This window comes from Rhodopseudomonas palustris, assembly GCF_003591005.1.
Taxonomy (GTDB): Bacteria; Pseudomonadota; Alphaproteobacteria; order Rhizobiales; family Xanthobacteraceae; genus Rhodopseudomonas; species Rhodopseudomonas palustris_K.
In genome coordinates this window covers 82,487-101,390 of sequence record NZ_QYYD01000004.1, presented here as the reverse complement: position 1 = coordinate 101,390, position 18,904 = coordinate 82,487, and the positions used below count along the sequence as shown (strand labels likewise).

Sequence of the window (18,904 nt, the reverse complement as noted above, 5' to 3'; positions counted from 1 at the left end):
CGCACCGATTGGCGCGCCCTCATCTTGAATGGCAAACAACCAGCCCCGCCGAAGCGGCGCTCGCTTAGTTGACGCCGAGCTTCTTCTGCAGATTGGTCGACGAGGTGGTGTACTGGAACACGACGCGCTTGTCCGGATAGACGTACTTCACGGCCTTCTGAGCCATCAGCGCGCCTTCGTGGAAGCCCGACAGGATCAGTTTCAGCTTGCCCGGATAGGTGTTGATGTCGCCGATCGCGAAGATGCCCGGGACGTTGGTTTCGAACGTGCCGGTGTCGACCGGGATCAGATTGTTCTCGAGTTGCAGGCCCCAATTTGCGACCGGACCGAGTTTCATGGTCAGGCCGAAGAACGGCAGCATGGCGTCGCAGGTGATCTGCGCCATCGAATTGTCGTTGAGCTTGATGGTGGCCTTTTCGAGCTGGCCGTTGTCCCCGTGTAGTTCGGTGATCTGGCCGATCTTGAGATCGAGCTTGCCCGAGGCCACGAGCTGGCGCATCTGCTCGACGCTGTGCGGCGCGCCGCGGAAATCGTCGCGGCGATGCACCAGCGTCATGCTCTTGCAGATCGGGTTGAGGTTGAGCGTCCAGTCAAGCGCGCTGTCGCCGCCGCCGACGATCAGGATGTCCTTGCCGCGGAACTCTTCCATCTTGCGTACCGCGTAGTGCACCGACTTGCCCTCGTAGGCTTCGACGCCCGGCACCGGCGGCCGCTTCGGCTGGAACGAACCGCCGCCCGCCGCGACCACCAGCACCTTGCACTCGAACACGGTGCCGGCATTGGTGGTGACGCGAAATTCCGGATCGCCTATCTTCTCGACCGTCTCGATCATCTCGTTGAGGTGGAAGGTCGGGCTGAACGGCTTGATCTGCTCCATCAGCGCTTCGGTGAGGCCGTGGCCGGTGATCATCGGCACGCCCGGAATGTCGTAGATCGGCTTTTCCGGATACAGCTCGGCGCACTGGCCGCCGACCTTGTCGAGAATGTCCACCAGATGGGTTTTCACATCCAGAAGGCCCAGTTCGAACACGGCGAACAGTCCGCACGGACCCGCGCCGACAATCAGCACATCAGTCTTGATCGTTTCGGTCATCGCTTATTCTTTTCGTGTTGAAGAATTTTCGGACGCGGGGCGGTCCGGCCGCGGCTTGTCTAGCCAAGCCGGGCGGGGGAGAAAAGCCATAATTAGGCGGTGCTACCTTGTTCTAGCTCAAGAACTGGGCTCAATGGACGGCAAAAGCCCGGAGAATGGCCCTTGACCGCACGATCCCGCGACCGCGAACTGCCGCAGCTCGACGACTTCCCGTACCGCATGTCCGACAACGTCCGGTTCGCCGACCTCGATCCCAACAACCACGTCAATAACGCTGTCTACGCCAGCTATTTCGAGACCAGCCGCGTCACGCTGATGAAGGACCCGGCGCGCGGGCTGATCCCGCCCGGGCAGGCCTGGGTGCTGGTCCGGCTCGACATCCACTTCCGCAGCGAACTGCACTGGCCGGGCACCATCGAGCTCGGCATCGGGCTGGTGAAGCTCGGCCGCACCTCGGCGCATTTCGATCAGGTGGTGTTCTCGGACGGCGTCTGTATCGCCTCGGCGCGCGCCGTCAACGTGCTGGTCGATGCCGTGAGCCGCAAGCCGGCGCCGCTCAGCGAGCAACTGACCGCCGACCTGTCCCGCTGGTGGCGCCGCGGCTTTGCAGAGGAGGCTCCGACTTCGTCGTAAGAACTTCGCGCACCCGCTGCCTTCGGGTGAGGCCGGTTCGCTTCCGCGCGTCATGCCCGGCCTTGTGCCGGGCATCCACGCCTTGCTGAGTGAAACGCGAAAAAGGCGTGGATGGCCGGGACAAGCCCGGCCATGACGGAGTTCTTGGCAGACCAAGCGATCCAGAAGGACGCTGGTTATTGACCGAGAAGCTTAGGTCAGGATTCAGACCGACATCCCAGTCGGTCGGAACGCGCTCAGGCCTGGCGGTCCGGCGTCGACACCACGAGGCCGTCGAGTTCGTCCGAGACCTTGATCTGGCACGACAGCCGCGAGTTCGGGCGCACATCGTAGCCAAAGTCGAGCATGTCTTCTTCCATCGGCGACGGGCCGCCGACCTTCTCACGCCAGGCCTCGTCGACGTAGACGTGGCATGTCGCGCAGGCGCAGGCGCCGCCGCATTCGGCCTCGATGCCGGGGATGGCGTTGCGGATCGCCGCTTCCATCACTGTCGCGCCGTTCTCGACGTCGACCGTGCGGGTCTCTCCGGAATGATCAACAAAGTGAATCTTGGCCATGATTGCTCGTCGGACGCTCTGCAGGTTCTGACAGGGAAAGGATGACGGGCTGTCCTATAGCGGGTCGGTCGGCTTTCCGCCAGCGCCGCGGCCGGCAAAAACCGGCTCCGCCTGATCGTGCTTTCGCCGCGTCCGCCGGCCGTGGCCGTCACCCGGCCGGCAAACAGAGCTCAGCGTTCCAGCCGGTCGGCGATCGCCCCGCGGGCAAGGTCGACCGCGGCCTCCAGCACGGCGAGCAACTCGGCCGCATCCGCGCCCTGCCTCAGCGCATCTTCCAGATCACCAGCGGCGTCGGCCACCGCGAATGCTCCGATCGCACGGGCGGAGCCCTTCAACGTATGCGCCAGCGCGGCGGCATCGGCCGGCCACGACGCCAGCAGCGCCACCACGCTGGCGGCTTGCGCCGAAAACATCCGCAGCACTTCGCGTTCCAGCGCCACATCGCCCAGCGTCATCCGCTCGAGATGCGCCTCGTCGATCGCGAATTCGGGCACCAGAGGCGGTGACGCCATCCACTCAATCCGTTCAACCCGCAGCGACAAAATCAGCCTCCCGTACAACGCCGCTCCGCGAGGCGGTGAAGGTTTTCCCAAGGGAAGCACGGGAAAGGTTAACGGATCATTTCGGGACACCCTCGCAAGTTTGAGGCCAGTTTTTCGGTAATTTGCTGCCGTTTCTGGGGCAAACGCGGATTTTCGCGCCGCCAAAAGGGCTTAGCAGCCGATCCCGTTAACGATGATTAAGAATGTCTTAACGTTCTCCATTTCATTCGAGGCACCCAGCCAATAGGATGTTTGAGGAAGTGGTGGAGAAAAGTCCGGTGTCGAGGGGGTTCGACCGCGCCGGCTGACCATCAAGGCCGGCTGGCAGGCTGCACGTCTAATATTGCAGTGGCCCCGGATGCGTAGAGCGAGGGCGTAGGTCACATGGCGAATAATCCCAAGAAGATCAAAGATCCGACCGAAGTGGCGCTGTCCGCGATTCAGGAAGCCCTGAACATCAGCGACGCGCCCGCTGCGACCGACAACGATGCGGCGGCGCGCCTCGCAGGCGACGCCGAGCTGATCCCGCCCGTCGCCGTCAACGACGGCGCGCCCGAACCGCGCATCACCGCCGAGCGTCCCAGTTTCGAACAGGTCGACGACCGCCGCTTCGCCCAGCGGCCGGCCAATGACGATCGCGAGACCATCGGCCAGTTGCTCCAGGCGCTGCAGAAGGGCCGCCCCGCCCGCAACGTCTACACCCTCGCCTCGATCTTCACCGGCGTCTGGGTACTCGGCGGCATCGCGCTGACCATCAGCTTCCTGCCCGCCCTGCAGGCGATGATCGGTCAGAGCGGCGGCGTGCTGGCGCTGGTCGGGTTGATCGCGTTGTTCGTCGCGCCGATCATGCTGTTCTACTTCCTCGCCAGCCTCACCTGGCGCGGCCAGGAGCTGCGCATGATCGCGCAGTCGATGGCGCAGGTGGCGATCCGGTTCTCGGAACCCGAAATTGCGGCCAGCGATTCCGTCGTCACCGTGGGCCAGGCGATCCGCCGCGAGGTCGCCGCGATGGGCGACGGCGTCGAGCGTGCGATCGCGCGCGCGGGCGAACTCGAAACCCTGGTGGCCAACGAAGTCTCGGCGCTGGAACGCGCTTACTCCGACAACGAAGTCCGCATCCGCGCCCTGCTGCAGGACATCGCGCATCAGCGCGACAATTTGGTCGGCCAGGCCGAGCAGGTCCGCAGCGCCATCTCCGGCGTGCAGATCGACCTGCGCCACGACATCGCGCTGATCTCCGATGCGATCGCGTCGCGCGTCGATGAAGTCGCCAAGAGCATCACCAGCGCGCTGGAGGAGCGCGGCGCGCATATCACCAGCGCGCTCGGCAATGCCGGCGACAACATGATTCTGGCGCTCGGCGAGCGCGGCGGCGACCTGCTCGACCGGCTCGAGGAAGCCAGCGGCGAAACCACCCGCGCGGTGCTCGAAGCCAGTGAACGGTTGACCGCAAGCCTCAATTTCAAGACCGGCCACGTCCACGACGAGTTTGTCGAACTCGCCGACCGCGTCCACGAGATGATGAATGAGCGACTCGACCGCATCACCGCCGATTTCGAGCAGCGCTCCGTCAGCATCGTCGACGGCATTTCGGAACGCACCGAGCAGGTCCACGATTCGCTGAAGAATTCCTCGGACTCGCTGCTGCTCGAACTCGAGCTGCGCAGCGACGACCTGGTCAGCAAGATCGACGACGCCGGCAACCGCCTCGCCGACCAGATCCTGACCAGCGGCGACAAGGCCAGCGAAGCGCTCGACGTCACCGTCAACACGCTGGTCGCCAAGGTGGTGAGCCAGACCGAGAGCGCGCACGACACGCTCAGCCTGCAGATGAGCGCGTTCGACGACCTGGTGAAGCAGCAGGGCTCCGAGCTCGCCGAGAAGTTCGCGCGCGATTCCGGCACGCTGGGGGCGCTGATCACCCGCCACATTTCCGAATTCGACCGCACCGTGAAGACCTATGGCGGCGAGATCGTCGAGCGGATGGGCCAGCGCACCGAGGATATCTCGAGCACGCTGAAGAGCTACGTCGACAATTTCGATCAGCGTGTCACCTCGCGCGGCGGCGAACTCAGTGCCACGCTCGATCAGCGGCTGTCGCATTTCGAGAACGTGTTCGACACCCGCGTCAGCAGCCTCGACGGCTCGCTCGAGGGCAAGATCAAGCTGTTCGACGACAGCGTCGGCACCCACCTGCGGACGTTCGACGAAAACTTCGCCTCGCGCGCCCAGTCGGTGACCGAGACCATCGACGGCCGGATCGAGCGCCTGACGGAGACGCTGACCAGCGGCTCCAGCCAGGCGATCGATCTGATCAGCGAGCGCATCACGCAGCTGTCGTCAACGATGTCGACCGGCGCCACCGAGGCGGTCGAGCTGATCGACAACCGCATCACCCAGCTGTCCACGACGATGTCGGGCGGAGTGACGCAGGCCGTCGGACTGATCGAAGATCGCATCGGCCAGCTGACCACCACCATGTCGACCGGAGCCAACGAGGCGGTCGAGCTGATCGATGGCCGTGTCACGCAGCTGACGGCGACGATGTCGACCGGCGCCGATCAGGCTGTGGAATTGATCGACGACCGAATCAGCCGGCTGAATTCGACGATGACGACGGGGGCCAATCAGGCTGTCGAACTGATCGACGATCGTATCAACCAGCTGAATTCGACGATGACGACCGGGGCCGACCAGGCCGTCGGCCAGATCGACAACCGTATCGCTCAATTGTCGTCGGCGATCTCGTCGGGGGCCGATCAGGCGGTCGGATTGTTCGACGATCGCATCGCCCGGCTGTCGTCGACAATGTCGACCGGCACCGGCCAGGCGGTCGGACTGATGGACGAGCGCATCGCCCAGCTGCTGGTGACGATGTCGTCCGGCACCAATCAGGCCGTCGAGCTGATCGACGACCGCATCGCGCAGCTGTCGTCGACGATGTCGATCGGCACCAGCCAGGTGGTCGAGCTGATCGACACGCGCATCGGCAGGCTCGGCGAGACGCTGACTGCCGGCGCCGCGCAGGCGATCGAGTCGATCGACTGGCGGCTGTCGCACCTCACCAATTCGCTGACCGACGGCACCGCGCAGGCGATCAGCGCGATCGACGCGCGTATCGCCAACGTCACCGAGACGATCGACGGCCGCAGCAACGGCCTCGCGGCGACCGTCACGGCGCGCTTCCAGGACATCCACGACGGCCTGGAACGCCGCGTCGGCACTGTGCTGACCGATATCGATCTGCGCGTGTCGCAGTTCGAGGATCTGCTCGGCGCCCGCGTCGAGGCGGTCGCCGGCCGCTTCGAGAACACGGGCCGCGAGGCCAGCAGCCTGCTGATGGCGCGCGCCGAAGAGCTGTCGCAGGGCATCCGCTCGCACGTCTCCGACGCCGAGCGCTCGCTCATCAATCTCGCGATCAGCACCACCGACACCATTCAGACCGGCACCCGCAGCGCCAAGGAAGCGATGCTGTCGGTGTCGACCGAGGTCGGCGCGCAGTTGCAGCTCACCTCGTCCGAGGTCGAGCGCGCCCTCACCGCCGTCGGCACCAACGCCGCCAGCACGGTGCTGGCGAGCGCGACCGAGGCCCAGACCAAGCTCGCCTCCGTATCGGGCGACACGCTGGCGCAGATCCGGTCGCTGTCGGCCGACATCGAGCGCACGCTCGCCGTCGCCGGCACCTCGACGGCCGCCTCGGTGCTGGCCGGCGCCCGCGAAGCCCAAACCACGCTGGTGAGCACCTCCACCGACGTCACCAACGAGATCCGCGCGCTCACGGCGGAAATTCAGCGCACGCTGACCGATGTCGGCGGCACCACCGCCACCGCCGTGCTCACCAGTGCGCGCGAGGCCCAGACCACCCTGGTCACCTCATCGTCTGACGTCGCCAACCAGATCCGCTCGCTGTCCGCCGATATCGAACGTACGCTGACCAGCGCCGGCGACGCCACCTCGGCGTCGGTGCTGGCCGGTGCCCGCGAGGCGCAGACCACCCTGGTCTCGTCGACTTCCGACGTCGCCAATCAGCTGCGGTCGCTGACGACCGATATCGAGCGCACCCTGAGCGGCGCCGGCGACCAGACCGCGGCGTCGGTACTGTCGAGCGCCCGCGAGGCGCAGACCACGCTGGTGTCGGCTTCGTCCGAAATCACCGGCCAGATCCGCTCGCTGTCCACCGACATCGAACGCACGCTGTATGCGGCCGGCAACGCCACTGCGGAGTCGGTGCTCGGCGGCGCTCGCGCCGCCCAGACCAGGCTGGTCGCGGCCTCCGAGCAAGCGGCCGAACGCGTCAAGGCGATCAGCGAGGAAGTCCAGCGCACGCTGTCGGAAGCCGGCTCCACCACCGCGAACGCGATCGTGGCCGGTGCCCGCGAAGCACAGACCGCGCTGGTCACCGCCTCGTCGGAAGCCTCGACACAGGTGGTCTCGCTCGCCGGCGACATCGAACGCCGGCTCACCGCCGCGAGCGCGGCGACGATCGAAACCATCCTGTCGGGGACCCGCGAGGCGCAGCAGACGCTGGTCGCCACCTCGGCCGAGGCGTCCAGCCAGGTCAAGGCGCTGACCAGCGATGTCGAGCGGACGCTCACGGCCGCCGGCACCGCCAGCGTGGGTGCGATCATGTCCAGCGCCCGCGACCTGCAGGGCACGCTGATCACCGCCTCGACCACCGCGTCCGACCAGGTGCGGACGCTCGCCGCCGAAGTCGAACGCACCCTCATCACGGCCGGCAAGACCTCGGCCGAGTCGATCGTCGCCGGGGCGCGCGAAGCCCAGACTTCGCTCGCCACCGCCTCGACCGACGCGGTCAACCACGTCAAGTCGCTGACCGTGGACGTCGAACGCACGCTGACCACGGTCAGCGCCGCGGCGGCGAGCACCATCCTGGGCAGCGCCCGCGAGGTGCAGTCGACGCTCACCAGCAGCACGTCGGAGGCGGCCGGCCAGATCAAGGCGATCTCCGCCGACATCGAGCGCACCATTCTCGGCAGCGCCCGTGAGGCGCAGTCGGCGCTCAGCACCAGCACGTCCGAGGCTGCAAGCCAGATCAAGGCGATCTCCGCCGACATCGAACGCACCCTTGCCGGCGTCACCACCAACACCACCGACAACATCCAGGTCAGCGCCGCTGCGGCGCAGACTGCCCTGGTGGCGGTGTCCAACGAAGTGTCGTCCAAGATCAAGTCGACCTCCGCGGAGATCGAACGCTCGGTGTTCGCCGCCAGCGGCAGCTTCGGCTCGACCATGACGGCGAAGACCGACGAAATCGTCAGCTACGTGCAGCAGCAGGCTGACCGGCTGTCGCAGATCGTCGACTCCAAGCGCGGCGTGCTGGTCGAAGCCTTGTCGGGCAAGACCAACCAGCTCACGGTCGACATCGACCGCGTCACCACCGACGCGCTCAACGCGATCGAGACCCGCGGCAAGTCGTTCTCGAACGCGATCATCGCCAACGGCAACGACGTCGCCCGTTCGATCAACGGCGCCGGCGATCTCGCCACCGGTGCGATCAACAAGTCGCTCAAGGACCTCGAACTGGCGTCGCGCTCCGCGATCGACCAGTCCCGCCAGGTGTCGGTCGCGGCCGTCACCGAGATGCAGGAGACCAGCAAGATCCTGCGCAGCGACACCGTCGCGCTGTTCGAACGGCTGCGCGAGGGCAACATCCTGCTGCAGGAAGTGCTCACCGGCGCTCACGAGAATCTCAACTCGCTGGAACGCGCGCTGGTCACCCGCGTCGCCGACTTCGTCGCCACCATGAACGACGTCAATGCGCGCAGCACGGCAGCCACGCAGGGTCTGGAAGACCAGCTCTCCGGCTTCCATGGCAAGACTTCGCAGGCGCTCGCCGATCTCAACGCGCTGTCGGAGCAGTTCGAGGCCCATGGCCGCGCGCTGGCTCAGGCCGCCGAACTGGTGCAGCAGAGCAACCGCAGCGCATCGGCCTCGGTGGGCGAACGCAAGGAAGCTTTGGAGTCGCTAGTCACCACCATCGACCTGCGCACCACCGATCTCGATCAGCGGCTGACCCGCTTCACCAGCCTGCTCGATGAATCGCTGGCGGCCGCCGAAGAACGCGCCCGCGACATCGCCCGGGTCGTCGCCGAAACCGCCGGCGCCGGCTCGACCACCATCACCCAGCAGTTCGAGGCGGTGCGGGCCGCGGCCGAGCACGAGCGCGAGCTCACCACCGCGGCGATGCAGCAGGTCTATCAGCAAGGCACGCAGCAGGCCGACGCGCTGTTCAAGCAGTCCGCCGACCGCTTCGCCGCCATCGTCCAGGGCATCAAGCAGATGGCCTCGGAGATGCACACCGAGCTGGAATCGACCCGCGAGGAGCTGCGCCGCGGCGTGCTCGAAATCCCGCAGGAGGCCGCCGAGAGCACGGCGCAGATGCGCAAGGTGATCGTCGACCAGATCGAAGCGCTGGCCGAACTCAACCGCATCGTCGCCCGTCACGGCCGCGGCATGGACGTGGTTCCGACCTCGCGCGCCACCACAGTGCGTGAAGAAGAGCCGATGCTGGTCGCCGCCGGCGGCGGCCGCGGCGAGCCGGTCGCCCGGGTCGCCGAGCCGATGCCGCGGTCCGAGCCGGCACCGCGCTCCGCGCCGCGCCGCGACACCAGCGCCGCCACGCTGCCGCCGCCCGACCTCGGCCTGCACGGCCCGGCGCCGCGTCGCACCGACGCGCCGCCGGTCGCGCCCGCCGCTGATCAGGACCGCGACGGCTGGCTGTCCGATCTGCTGAACCGCGCCGAGACCACGCCGGAGCGCGAAGCTCCGCGCGGCCGGGCCCCGCAGCAGGCGGTCGGCGGCAATCCGCTGGAGTCGCTGTCGCTCGACATCGGCCGGCTGATGGATCGCAACCTGGTGCTGGAGATGTGGGACCGCTATCAGCGCGGTGAGGCCAAGGCCTTCACCAAGCGGCTCTACACCCCGGCCGGCCAGAAAGCGTTCGACGAGGTCGCCCGCAAGTATCGCGCCGACCGCGCCTTCAAGCAGACGGTCGATCGCTACATCGCCGAGTTCGAACGCCTGCTCGACGAAGTCGCCCGCGACGAACGCGGCCCGCAAGCGCTACGCACGCATCTCAGCTCGGAAACGGGTTTGGTGTACACGCTGCTGGCCCACGCAGCGGGCCGACTGGGATGAGGTAACAACAAGCGCGGCGGGCACCCTGCCCCGCCGCGCATCGTGATGACTTGGCGAACATGTAGCTCGATCAGTCACCCCACACCGCAGCGCGCTCCCTCTCCCGCCTGCGGGAAAGGGCGGGGGTGAGGGCGAGGCGGGCAGTGAGCTAGTGACTTGCGAAGCGCAAGTACCCTCACCCGCCGCAATTCGTACATCTCCCTTCGTACATCTCCCTCCCGTTCGTCATTCCGGGGCGCGCAGCGCAGCTGCGCGAACCTGGAATCCATGCTCCCGAGCTCTCGCGGTGGCGCCCAGCGTCGCCGATGCCGTGGCCCACAACTCAGCACGGTGGTTATGGATTCCGGGCTCGCGCTGCGCGCGCCCCGGAATGACGAACAAGAGGTTTGCGACGGAATGGACTGCGAAGGCACCAACCACCCCCGTCTAAAGACAAAGCACGGTCGCCGCCTGTGCGGGCACCGGTGCCCGCGCCCTATCCCCGCTTTGGCGTGAACGGCCCCGGCGGCGAGCGGCCGATCAGCGCGGCGCAGATCAGCGCGGCGATGGCGCACCAGAAGGTCAGCCAGAAGCCGTCGAGATAGGCCAGCGTATTGGCCTGGCGCTGCACCAGGCCGGCCAGCGTGCCGACGCTGCGGGCCTGAGCCAGGCTCTCGCCGTGGCTGGCGAACACGCCCTTCAGCTTGGTCAGCGTGCCGACCACATCGGCGTCGCCGCTGGCGACGTGCTGGCCGAGCAGATTGGAGTAGGTCTGCTCGCGCACCCGCAGCCAGGTCGCCATCAGCGCGACGCCGATCTCGGCGCAGCCGAGCCGCATCACCTGGATGTAGGCGGCGAACGCGGTGGCGCGGGTCGGGTCGGAATTCGACAGCGTGATGATGATGATCGCCAATAGCGCGAACGACAGCCCGACCGATTGCAGCAGCACCATCGGCACGAAATCGGCGAGCGACCACGCCGAGGTCAGCCGCGTGCCGAGCAGCGCCGCCGCCGCGAACGCCGCAAACCCGATGATCAGCGTCAGCTTGGCGTCGTAGCGGCGAATCAGAAACACCGCCAGCGGCAGCAGCACGATCATCGGCGCCACCGTGTAGATCAGAAACAGATGACCTGTCTGAATCGGCTTAAGCTGCGCGATGGTGGTCAGAAAAGTCGGTGCCAGCGAGGTGTTGGACAGGCTGGTCAGGGAGAACAGCAGGATTGACAGCAGGCCGAGCCCGATATTGCGCGACAGCAGGATCTCGGCGTGCGCCCACGGCCGCTTCACCAGAGCTTCGTTGATGAAGAAGCCGATCAGCAGCAGCGTGCCGCCGCCGAGCAGCGCCACGATGGTGCCGGAGCCGAGCCAGTCGAGCCGGTTGCCCTGATCGAGCCCGGTGTAGATCATCGCCACGCTGGAGCCGAACAGCAGCATGCCGCCCCAATCGGCATCGCGCAGCAGCTCGCGGTTGATCGGGTCGGCCGGCGTGCCGAGATAGACCAGGAGCGCCATCAGCGGCGCGACGATCACGTCCTGCCAGTAGATCCATTGCCAGCCGAGATGCTCGACATAGAAGCCGGCAATCGACACGCCGGCGTTGAGGGTGAAGCCGACCCGGATCGCGTAGATAGCGATCGCCGGCAGCCACCATTGCATCGGCAGATTCCGAAAGATGATCAGCAGCGTCGCCGGCACGAAGGCGCCGAGCAACAGGCCGTGGGCGATGTGCAGCACCAGCAGCAGCTGATAGTCGCGGACGAACGGGATCAGCAGCGAGATCGCCGCGTAGATCAGCGCCGGCACGCCGAGGACCCGCCGTAGCCCGAACACAGTCGCCAGCCACGCGACCGCCGGCGCGACGAAAATCTGCGACGCGGTGCCGGCGGTGGCGAGCCACGCCCCCTGGTCGTAGCTCAGCGACAGCCCGCCGCGCACATCCGCCAGGCCGATCGAGAACACGCGCGAATCGACATTGGCGACCAGCGAGCCCAGCAGCACCGCGCCGACCGCGTAGTATGGATGTCGCGACAGCCCGCCGGTCGAAACCGGCCCCGCCGCAACGACGTGCGGCTCGGCGGCGACGCGCGTCATGGCTGCGCGGGGGCGGTGGTGTCGATCCGCGCGGTTACCGACATGCCGGGCAGCAGCCGGCTCAGCAGCGGCTGATCCTTGTCGAAGCGAATGCGGACCGGGATGCGCTGCACCACCTTGGTGAAGTTGCCGGTGGCGTTGTCGGGCGGGAGCAGCGCGAATTGCGAGCCCGACGCCGGCGCGATCCGCTCGACCCGGCCGCGCAGTTTCTCGCCCGAGAACGTATCGACCACGATCTCGACCGGCTGGCCGGGTTTCACGCGGGTCAGCTGCGTCTCCTTGAAGTTGGCCACCACATAGACGTCGGGCAGCGGCACCACGCTGATCAGATAGGTGCCGATATTGACGTAGTCGCCGGGCTGCACCTGACGCTCGCTGACGACGCCGTCGAACGGCGCCGCGATCCGCGTGTAGCTCAGCTTCAGCGCCGCCGCATCCCGCGATGCCTTGGCGCCGGCCAGATCCGCGGCGCGCTGCTTCCTGGTGCCGTTCAGCACTTCGAGCTGATGCTGTTGGGCCGCGATCACCGCCCGGCTCGCCTTGACGTCGGCCTGCGCCTTGGCCTGCGCGGCGACCGCCTGTTCGAGCCGCTGCCGGGTGCCGGACTCGCTCTGGCTCAGCGTGCGCTGGCGCTGCAGCTCCTGCCCGGCCTCGACCTCCTGGGCTTCCGCCGAGACACGCTGCGCCTGAGCCTGGGCAATGGTGGCGTATTGCAGCTCGATCTGGTTGGCGAGGTTGTCGAGCGCCGCCTGCGCGCCGACCACGCCGGCCTCGGCCTGCGCCAGCTGGGCCTGGTAGTCTGCCGGATCGATCTGCAGCAGCAGGTCGCCGGCTTTGACATGCTGGAAGTCGTTGACCGCAACCGCCTTGACCTCGCCGGCGACCCGGCTTGACAGCCGGGTGGTTTGCGCCCGGACATAGGCGTCGTCGGTCGACTGCACGGCGCGGTGGCCGATCCAGACATCCCAGCGAAGCGTCGCCAGCACGACGAAGCCGAGCGCCACCGCGACCGCCAGCATCGGCAGCGCCAGACGGCGCAAGGCGGTGGCCCCCGGCGCGGCCGCTGGCGGGGGCGGCGGAGCCGGCTGTTCAACCTGAGACATCGATGCTCGATCTCGCTGCGATTAATTCCTGAAAGGTAATTCTAGCCGACGGGTTTGCCAGCCTCTTGGACGGATCGGCGACGGACGCTGCTCTAGCGATCTGCAAGCGCAACGGTTCCCGCCATCGCAGCCTGCAGCCGGCGCAGCCGCGCTCCAACCCCCAGCGTTCGTCATTCCGGGATGCGCGCTCTTGCGCGCAGGCCCGGAATCTATACCCCCTGCCCTCGCAGCGAAGGCACAGCGGAGCCGCGCTGAGCTACATCGGCGTTGGTGGTTATGGATTCCGGGCTCGCGAGCTGCGCTCGCGCCCCGGAATGACAACCGAGAGGTTGGTCGCGAGGAAGAATGGAGCGCCGACGCAGGCATGGCAACGATGCCCTGGTTCAGCGCACCCTATGCCCCAGGCTAGGGCCCAGCGGCCCCCCCTTGCCCGGTTTGCCCCCTCGCCGCGGTCGGCCTGACCGCCCAGCTGACCTACTGCGTACGGCGGCGCGGCGGCCGGGGCTGCTCGGCGCGGGCGGCGCCGGGGGGAGCGACCTGCGGCGGCGGCGCCTGCTCCTGGGCGGAGTTGCTGGGCCCGAACAGCACGCGGGTCGGGTTGCGGTCGAAATTGTTGATCGCGCGGCTGAGGTCGGCCAGCGTGCGGCGACCGTCAAGGATCAACACGCTGGAGCGCTTGTCGAGGTTGTCGGCGAGTTCGCGGAACGATTTCACCGCCTGGAACAGCTCGCCGCCGTCCTTGCCGCCGGCCAGCGCGTCGATGCCCTGCATCACGCTGTCGGTCTTGCCGATCACGCCATCGACCTTCGCCATGATGCTGTCGATCTTGTCCGACGAGCGCGCCAGGCTGGAGGTGAACACCTGCAGGTTCTGCAGCGAATCCTTCACCGACTCGGCGTTCTCGGCCACCAGCTTGTTGACGTTGCGCAGCGTCGCCTTCACCGACTCGCTGATGTCCATCAAGAGCTCCGGATCGGCGGTCAGCACCGGCACGCCGTCCTCGTCGAGCGGCACCGGCGGGGCCGATTCCATGCCGCCCTTCAGCGAGATCGCCGCGACACCGGTAAGGCCCTGAAACTCCAGGCCGACCAGCGTATCCTTGCGGATCGGCGCGGTGTTCTCGACCATCGCCAGCGCCACGACGCGCTTCGGATTGTCGAGCTTGACCGAAATCACTTCGCCGACCCGGACGCCGTTGAAATTGACGCTGCCGCCGTTGCGCAGGCCGGAGGCCGCGCCCTCGAACACCACCCGCAGCGGGCTACGCGCCTTGGTGGAGTGCAGGCTCTGGAACCACAGCACGAAGCCGAACGCGGCAGCGATCACCGCGAGGGTGAAGGTGCCGATCAGGAAGTAATTCGCCCGGGTTTCCATTACTCTACTCCGACCAGATCCGGCGCCGCCGGCACGCTGTCTGTGCGCGCCAATTGCGGGCTGAAAGCGGCACGCGCCGTCGAATCATCCTGAACCACAACCGATTTGCGCATTGCTAACCAACCACCGCGCGGGCCCGCTTGCCGTGGAAATACGACCGCAGCCACGGATGCTGCGACGCCTGCATATCGGCCATCGAGCCGGCCGCAATCACCTTGCCGTCGCCGAGCACGGCAATCCGGTCGCAGGCGGTGTGCAGGCTGTCGAGATCGTGGGTTACCATGAAAACGGTGAGCCCCAAAGTGCGCTGCAAGGTGCGCACCAGCTCGTCGAAATCGCCGGCGCCGATCGGGTCGAGGCCCGAGGTCGGCTCATCGAGGAACACCAGCTCCGGATCGAGCGCCAGCGCGCGGGCCAGCGCCACGCGCTTGATCATGCCGCCCGACAGTTCGGACGGGAAGCGGTCGATCACCTCCGGCTTGAGGCCGACCATCACCAGCTTGGCGATGGTGATCTCGTCCATCAACTTCTGCGACAGCTTGAGATATTCGCGGATCGGAAACTGGATGTTCTGCCGCACCGTCAGCGACGAGAACAGCGCGCCCTGCTGAAACAGCACGCCCCAGCGCCGCTCGACGCCGCGCCGCTCGGCCTTGCCGGCGGCGTCTAGATCGATGCCGAACACCTCGATCGAACCGCTCAGCTTCGGCACCAGCCCGATGATGGTCCGCGTCAGCACCGACTTGCCGGCACCGGAGGGGCCGACAAAGCCGAGGATCTCGCCGCGGCGGACGTCGAGGTTGAGATTGTCGAGCACCCGCGTCGGGCCGAACTGCACCGAAACGTCGCGCACCCTGATGATTGGATCGACCGCGGCCGGCATCCGTCAGATTCCGATCGAGGCGAAGAAGATCGCGAACACGCCGTCCATCACGATCACGAAGAAGATGCCCTTCACCACGGAAGCCGTGGTGTGGCTTCCGAGCGACTCCGCGCTGCCGCGCACCGCGAGGCCCTCGACGCAGGCAACGATGCCGATCACCGCCGCCATCACCGGCGCCTTGATCATCCCGACGGTGAAGTGATTGATCGAAATGGCATCGCGCAGCCGCAGCAGGAAGGCTTCGGGATCCACGCCGCCGTACAGCCACGCCACCAGCCCGCCGCCATAAAGCGCCGCCATCGCGCCGAGAAAGGTCAGGATTGGCAGAGCAATCACCAGCGCGATCAGCCGCGGTACGATCAGCACGTCGATCGGGTCGAACCCCATGGTGCGCAGCGCGTCGACCTCCTCGCGCATCTTCATCGAGCCGAGTTCGGCCGTGTAGGCGCTGCCGGAACGGCCCGCCACCATGATGGCGACCAGCAGCACGCCGATTTCACGCAGCACCAGCACGCCGAGCATGTCGACCACGAACAGGTCGGCGCCGAAGCGCCGAAAATGGAAGATACCCTGCTGGGCGATGATGCAGCCGATCAGGAAGGTGATCAGCACGATGATCGGCACCGCGCGCCAGCACACCTGCTCGAGGTGATGCACCGTCGAGGTGAAGCGGAACGTCGTGGGATGCAGAATGGCACGCACCACGCCGGCCAGTACCGCCCCCAGCATGCTGATCAGCGCCACGATGTCGTCGCCGAACGAATACATCGTGCGGCCGAGCTTCTCGATCGACCCACGCAGAGCGCCGGACTCGCGAGCCGGCGGCGGCGCCGGCTTCACCTGCCGCACCTCGTCGACCAGGCTCGCATAGTTCGCCGAAAGGCCGGCGATGCTCGCCTCGGCGCCATCCTGGGCCAAATTGCGGCGCAGCCGTTCGATCAACCAGGCACCAAAGGTATCGAGCCGCGCCACCTGAGAGACATCGATGAAGATGTTCGGCTTGGTCCCCGTCAATTTCTCGGCGTCGGCAACGATGCGCTCCAGCGCCGGCGCGAACCGCGCGGTCCACGAGCCGGCAGCGCACAGCGCGAGACCCTCGCCGCGTGCGATCCGCTCCAGCGTCGGATCACCGTCCAATGCCAATTGCTGTGCCATATTGAGCCAAATCCGCTATTCAAACAGCGCTTGTGGGGAACACCCGCTAACAGCCATACTTAGTTGCGCCGGGCAACCCTCGGCTTGAGTTTGTCAGAAATTCGAATGACTTCCATCAATCCGTCCCAATTCGATGCACGCACCGAGCGCTGGCCGATCGCGGGTGCATTCACGATCAGTCGCGGCGCCAAAACCGAAGCTGTGGTCGTGATCGCCGAGGTCACGCGCGACGGCCATACCGGCCGCGGCGAGTGCGTTCCCTATGCCCGCTATGGCGAAACGCCCGACGGCGTGCTTGCCGCGATCGAGGCGATGCGGCAGCCGCTCCTGCGCGGGCTTGATCGCACAGCGCTGCAATCGGCGATGCCGCCGGGCGCAGCCCGCAATGCGATCGATTGCGCACTGCTCGATCTCGAAGCCAAGCTGAGCGGCCGTCGCGCCTGGGAGTTGCTCGGCGCCGCCGCACCGACCGCGGCGACCACAGCCTACACGATCTCGCTCGGCACGCCCGAAGCAATGGCAGAAGCGACCGCAAAGGCGGCGACGCGAGCGCTGCTGAAGATCAAGCTCGGCGGCGACGGCGACGAGGCGCGGATCGCCGCGGTACGCCGTGCGGCGCCGACCTCGCAGCTGATCGTCGACGCCAACGAAGCCTGGACACCGGACAACCTCGCCCGCAACCTCGCCGCCTGCGCAGACGCCGGCGTCACGCTGGTCGAGCAGCCGCTGCCGGCCGGACACGACGAGGCACTCGCGACGATCCGACGGCCGATCCCGGTTTGTGCCGATGAAAGCGTGCACGCGCGCGGCTCGCTGGAGGCACTGCGCGGCCGTTACGACGCGGTCAACATCAAGCTCGACAAGACCGGCGGCATCACCGAAGCGCTGGCGATGGCGCAGGCCGCGCAGGCGCTCGGGCTCGACATCATGGTCGGCTGCATGGTGGCGACGTCGCTGGCGATGGCGCCGGCGATGCTGCTGACGCCGCAGGCCCGCTTCGTCGATCTCGACGGCCCGCTGCTGCTCGCGAAAGATCGCCACAATGGCCTGCGCTACGAAGCCAGCACCGTCTATCCGCCCGAACCGGAACTGTGGGGCTGATCGACCGGCGACATCTCGAGCCGGCGCCGATTCAGCAGAACAACCGTTGCCCCGGTCAGCGCCATCGCCGCCATCAGATCGTACACCGCGAGTCCGATATGCGCGAACAGCGCACCGGACAGCATCGCGGCGCTGCTCATCACCAGCCCGGTGCAGGCCGTGAAGTACCCCTGCGCTCGGGCGATGACGTGGCCCGGTGCGTGCCGCACCAGCAGGCCCATGGTGCCGAGCTGCGTCAGGCCGAAGGTCATCCCGTGCAGCAACTGCACGGCGATCAGCGCCGCCAGCGGCGGATCCTGCGCAGTGATCAGCCAGCGTACGACGGCACAAAGCGCACCGATCAGCATCATCAGCGATGGCGCGATTCTCAGCCGCGGTGACAGAGCGAACACCACGATCTCGGCGAGCACGCCCAGCACCCACAAGCTCGCGATGGTCTTGCCGTCGTAGCCGGCGCCCTGCCAGACGATCGAGCCGAATGTGTAGTAGGCGGCGTGGCTGCCCTGGATCAGTCCGGCCGAAATGATCACTGCAAGAAATGTCGGATTGCTGAGCAGCGCGACGCGGCGCATCGGCATCGCCGGCCGCGTCCCCGGTGCGTCGAACGGCTGCAGGCCGAACGCGGCGAAGACGCCGAGCGCGGCGGTTGCCGCGATCACCCAAATGAGATGCTCCGCCGCGATCAGGTCGGCCAGCACGCCGCTGACCAACGCGCCGACGACGAACGCGGCGGATCCCCACAACCGTAGCGGCCCGTAGTTCAGGCCAAACCGGGCGACAGCTTTCAGCGCGTAGCCGTCGGTGAGTGGCACCAGCGGCGTCCAGACGCAGGCCGTGAGAACAAATACCGCCAGGATCGCCCACGGCCCTCGTAGCAGACCGAGGCATACAAACCCCAGCGCCGTGAGGCTTGCCGTGATAATCAACGCGGCACGCAAGGCATGACGCTGTTCGGCCTGCGCGGTGATCACCGGCAGAATGGTGAACCGCGTGATCGATGGTGCGGCAACGATCACGCCGATCCAGGAGGCTTCGATACCGATCGCTTTCAGCCACACCGTGAAGAACGGCAGATAGGTGCCGGTGACGCTGAACACGGTCGCATAAAACACCGCAAGCCCGACCGCGAATCGCTTCGGAGGCCCTGATCTGGTGGGGATTTTCGATGCGACAGACATCAATTCAATTGCGCTTCCGGACGGATCGTGTTGATCGTTATCATGACGTGCAGTGA

Annotated in this window: 12 protein-coding genes; 3 read left to right on the top strand and 9 right to left on the bottom strand. The window is 66.8% G+C overall.

The features are described from left to right. Nucleotides 1-64: 64 nt before the first annotated feature. On the bottom strand, nucleotides 65-1,093 hold the full coding sequence (locus tag D4Q52_RS05360) for an NAD(P)/FAD-dependent oxidoreductase (protein ID WP_119855519.1): 1,029 nt from the start codon (nucleotides 1,091-1,093) through the stop codon (nucleotides 65-67). A gap of 162 nt (nucleotides 1,094-1,255) precedes the next feature. On the opposite strand from D4Q52_RS05360, the gene D4Q52_RS05355 reads away from it, so the two are divergent. Beyond that, nucleotides 1,256-1,726: an acyl-CoA thioesterase gene (locus D4Q52_RS05355; RefSeq protein WP_234831081.1), complete on the top strand. Its 471-nt coding sequence runs from the start codon at nucleotides 1,256-1,258 to the stop codon at nucleotides 1,724-1,726. Nucleotides 1,727-1,962: 236 nt separating this feature from the next. Here D4Q52_RS05355 and D4Q52_RS05350 read toward each other — a convergent pair whose 3' ends face one another. Together D4Q52_RS05350 and D4Q52_RS05345 are read right to left on the bottom strand one after the other, a co-directional pair. Further along, the gene (locus tag D4Q52_RS05350; protein WP_054163835.1) at nucleotides 1,963-2,283 is read right to left on the bottom strand and encodes a 2Fe-2S iron-sulfur cluster-binding protein; all 321 of its coding nucleotides are present in this window, start codon (nucleotides 2,281-2,283) and stop codon (nucleotides 1,963-1,965) included. A 170-nt stretch (nucleotides 2,284-2,453) separates the two neighbouring features. After that, nucleotides 2,454-2,795 (bottom strand): Hpt domain-containing protein, encoded by a 342-nt coding sequence (locus D4Q52_RS05345; RefSeq protein WP_119855518.1) that lies wholly within the window; start codon nucleotides 2,793-2,795, stop codon nucleotides 2,454-2,456. Between the two features lie 414 nt (nucleotides 2,796-3,209). Here D4Q52_RS05345 and D4Q52_RS05340 point away from each other — a divergent pair, with 414 nt between their 5' ends. Beyond that, nucleotides 3,210-9,983 carry a negative regulator of septation ring formation gene (locus D4Q52_RS05340; protein WP_119855517.1) on the top strand — a complete coding sequence of 2,258 codons (6,774 nt, stop codon included), beginning with the start codon at nucleotides 3,210-3,212 and terminating at the stop codon, nucleotides 9,981-9,983. Nucleotides 9,984-10,458: 475 nt separating this feature from the next. On the opposite strand, the gene D4Q52_RS05335 is transcribed toward D4Q52_RS05340, so the two are convergent. The 5 genes from D4Q52_RS05335 to D4Q52_RS05315 all read right to left on the bottom strand — a co-directional run bounded on the left by D4Q52_RS05335 (nucleotide 10,459) and on the right by D4Q52_RS05315 (nucleotide 16,569). Continuing rightward, nucleotides 10,459-12,054: an MFS transporter gene (locus tag D4Q52_RS05335; protein WP_119855516.1), complete on the bottom strand. Its 1,596-nt coding sequence runs from the start codon at nucleotides 12,052-12,054 to the stop codon at nucleotides 10,459-10,461. Continuing rightward, nucleotides 12,051-13,157 carry an HlyD family secretion protein gene (locus tag D4Q52_RS05330; protein WP_119855515.1) on the bottom strand — a complete coding sequence of 369 codons (1,107 nt, stop codon included), beginning with the start codon at nucleotides 13,155-13,157 and terminating at the stop codon, nucleotides 12,051-12,053. The genes D4Q52_RS05335 and D4Q52_RS05330 overlap by 4 nt, the downstream gene beginning before the upstream one ends. Before the next feature lie 474 nt (nucleotides 13,158-13,631). After that, the gene (locus D4Q52_RS05325; RefSeq protein WP_119855514.1) at nucleotides 13,632-14,531 is read right to left on the bottom strand and encodes an MlaD family protein; all 900 of its coding nucleotides are present in this window, start codon (nucleotides 14,529-14,531) and stop codon (nucleotides 13,632-13,634) included. Between the two features lie 115 nt (nucleotides 14,532-14,646). Further along, a complete protein-coding gene (locus tag D4Q52_RS05320; protein WP_119855513.1) occupies nucleotides 14,647-15,414 on the bottom strand; it encodes an ABC transporter ATP-binding protein in 768 nt (255 codons plus the stop codon). Between the two features lie 3 nt (nucleotides 15,415-15,417). Beyond that, entirely contained in the window at nucleotides 15,418-16,569 is a 1,152-nt protein-coding gene (locus D4Q52_RS05315) for an ABC transporter permease (protein ID WP_119855512.1), read from the bottom strand. A 105-nt stretch (nucleotides 16,570-16,674) separates the two neighbouring features. Between D4Q52_RS05315 and dgcA the strand changes: the two genes are divergently transcribed. After that, on the top strand, nucleotides 16,675-17,670 hold the full coding sequence (gene dgcA / locus D4Q52_RS05310; RefSeq protein ID WP_119855511.1) for an N-acetyl-D-Glu racemase DgcA: 996 nt from the start codon (nucleotides 16,675-16,677) through the stop codon (nucleotides 17,668-17,670). Here dgcA and D4Q52_RS05305 read toward each other — a convergent pair. Next, the gene (locus tag D4Q52_RS05305) at nucleotides 17,640-18,848 is read right to left on the bottom strand and encodes an MFS transporter (protein ID WP_119855510.1); all 1,209 of its coding nucleotides are present in this window, start codon (nucleotides 18,846-18,848) and stop codon (nucleotides 17,640-17,642) included. The two genes, dgcA and D4Q52_RS05305, sit on opposite strands and share 31 nt — an antisense overlap. Nucleotides 18,849-18,904: the final 56 nt, after the last annotated feature.

Coding starts and splice junctions, on each gene's coding strand:
- D4Q52_RS05340 (WP_119855517.1), top strand. CDS start 3,210: ATGGCGAATAATCCCAAGAAGATCAAAGATCCGACCGAAGTGGCGCTG.
- D4Q52_RS05315 (WP_119855512.1), bottom strand. CDS start 16,569: ATGGCACAGCAATTGGCATTGGACGGTGATCCGACGCTGGAGCGGATC.
- D4Q52_RS05335 (WP_119855516.1), bottom strand. CDS start 12,054: ATGACGCGCGTCGCCGCCGAGCCGCACGTCGTTGCGGCGGGGCCGGTT.
- D4Q52_RS05330 (WP_119855515.1), bottom strand. CDS start 13,157: ATGTCTCAGGTTGAACAGCCGGCTCCGCCGCCCCCGCCAGCGGCCGCG.
- dgcA (WP_119855511.1), top strand. CDS start 16,675: ATGACTTCCATCAATCCGTCCCAATTCGATGCACGCACCGAGCGCTGG.
- D4Q52_RS05325 (WP_119855514.1), bottom strand. CDS start 14,531: ATGGAAACCCGGGCGAATTACTTCCTGATCGGCACCTTCACCCTCGCG.
- D4Q52_RS05345 (WP_119855518.1), bottom strand. CDS start 2,795: ATGGCGTCACCGCCTCTGGTGCCCGAATTCGCGATCGACGAGGCGCAT.
- D4Q52_RS05305 (WP_119855510.1), bottom strand. CDS start 18,848: ATGTCTGTCGCATCGAAAATCCCCACCAGATCAGGGCCTCCGAAGCGA.
- D4Q52_RS05350 (WP_054163835.1), bottom strand. CDS start 2,283: ATGGCCAAGATTCACTTTGTTGATCATTCCGGAGAGACCCGCACGGTC.
- D4Q52_RS05320 (WP_119855513.1), bottom strand. CDS start 15,414: ATGCCGGCCGCGGTCGATCCAATCATCAGGGTGCGCGACGTTTCGGTG.
- D4Q52_RS05360 (WP_119855519.1), bottom strand. CDS start 1,093: ATGACCGAAACGATCAAGACTGATGTGCTGATTGTCGGCGCGGGTCCG.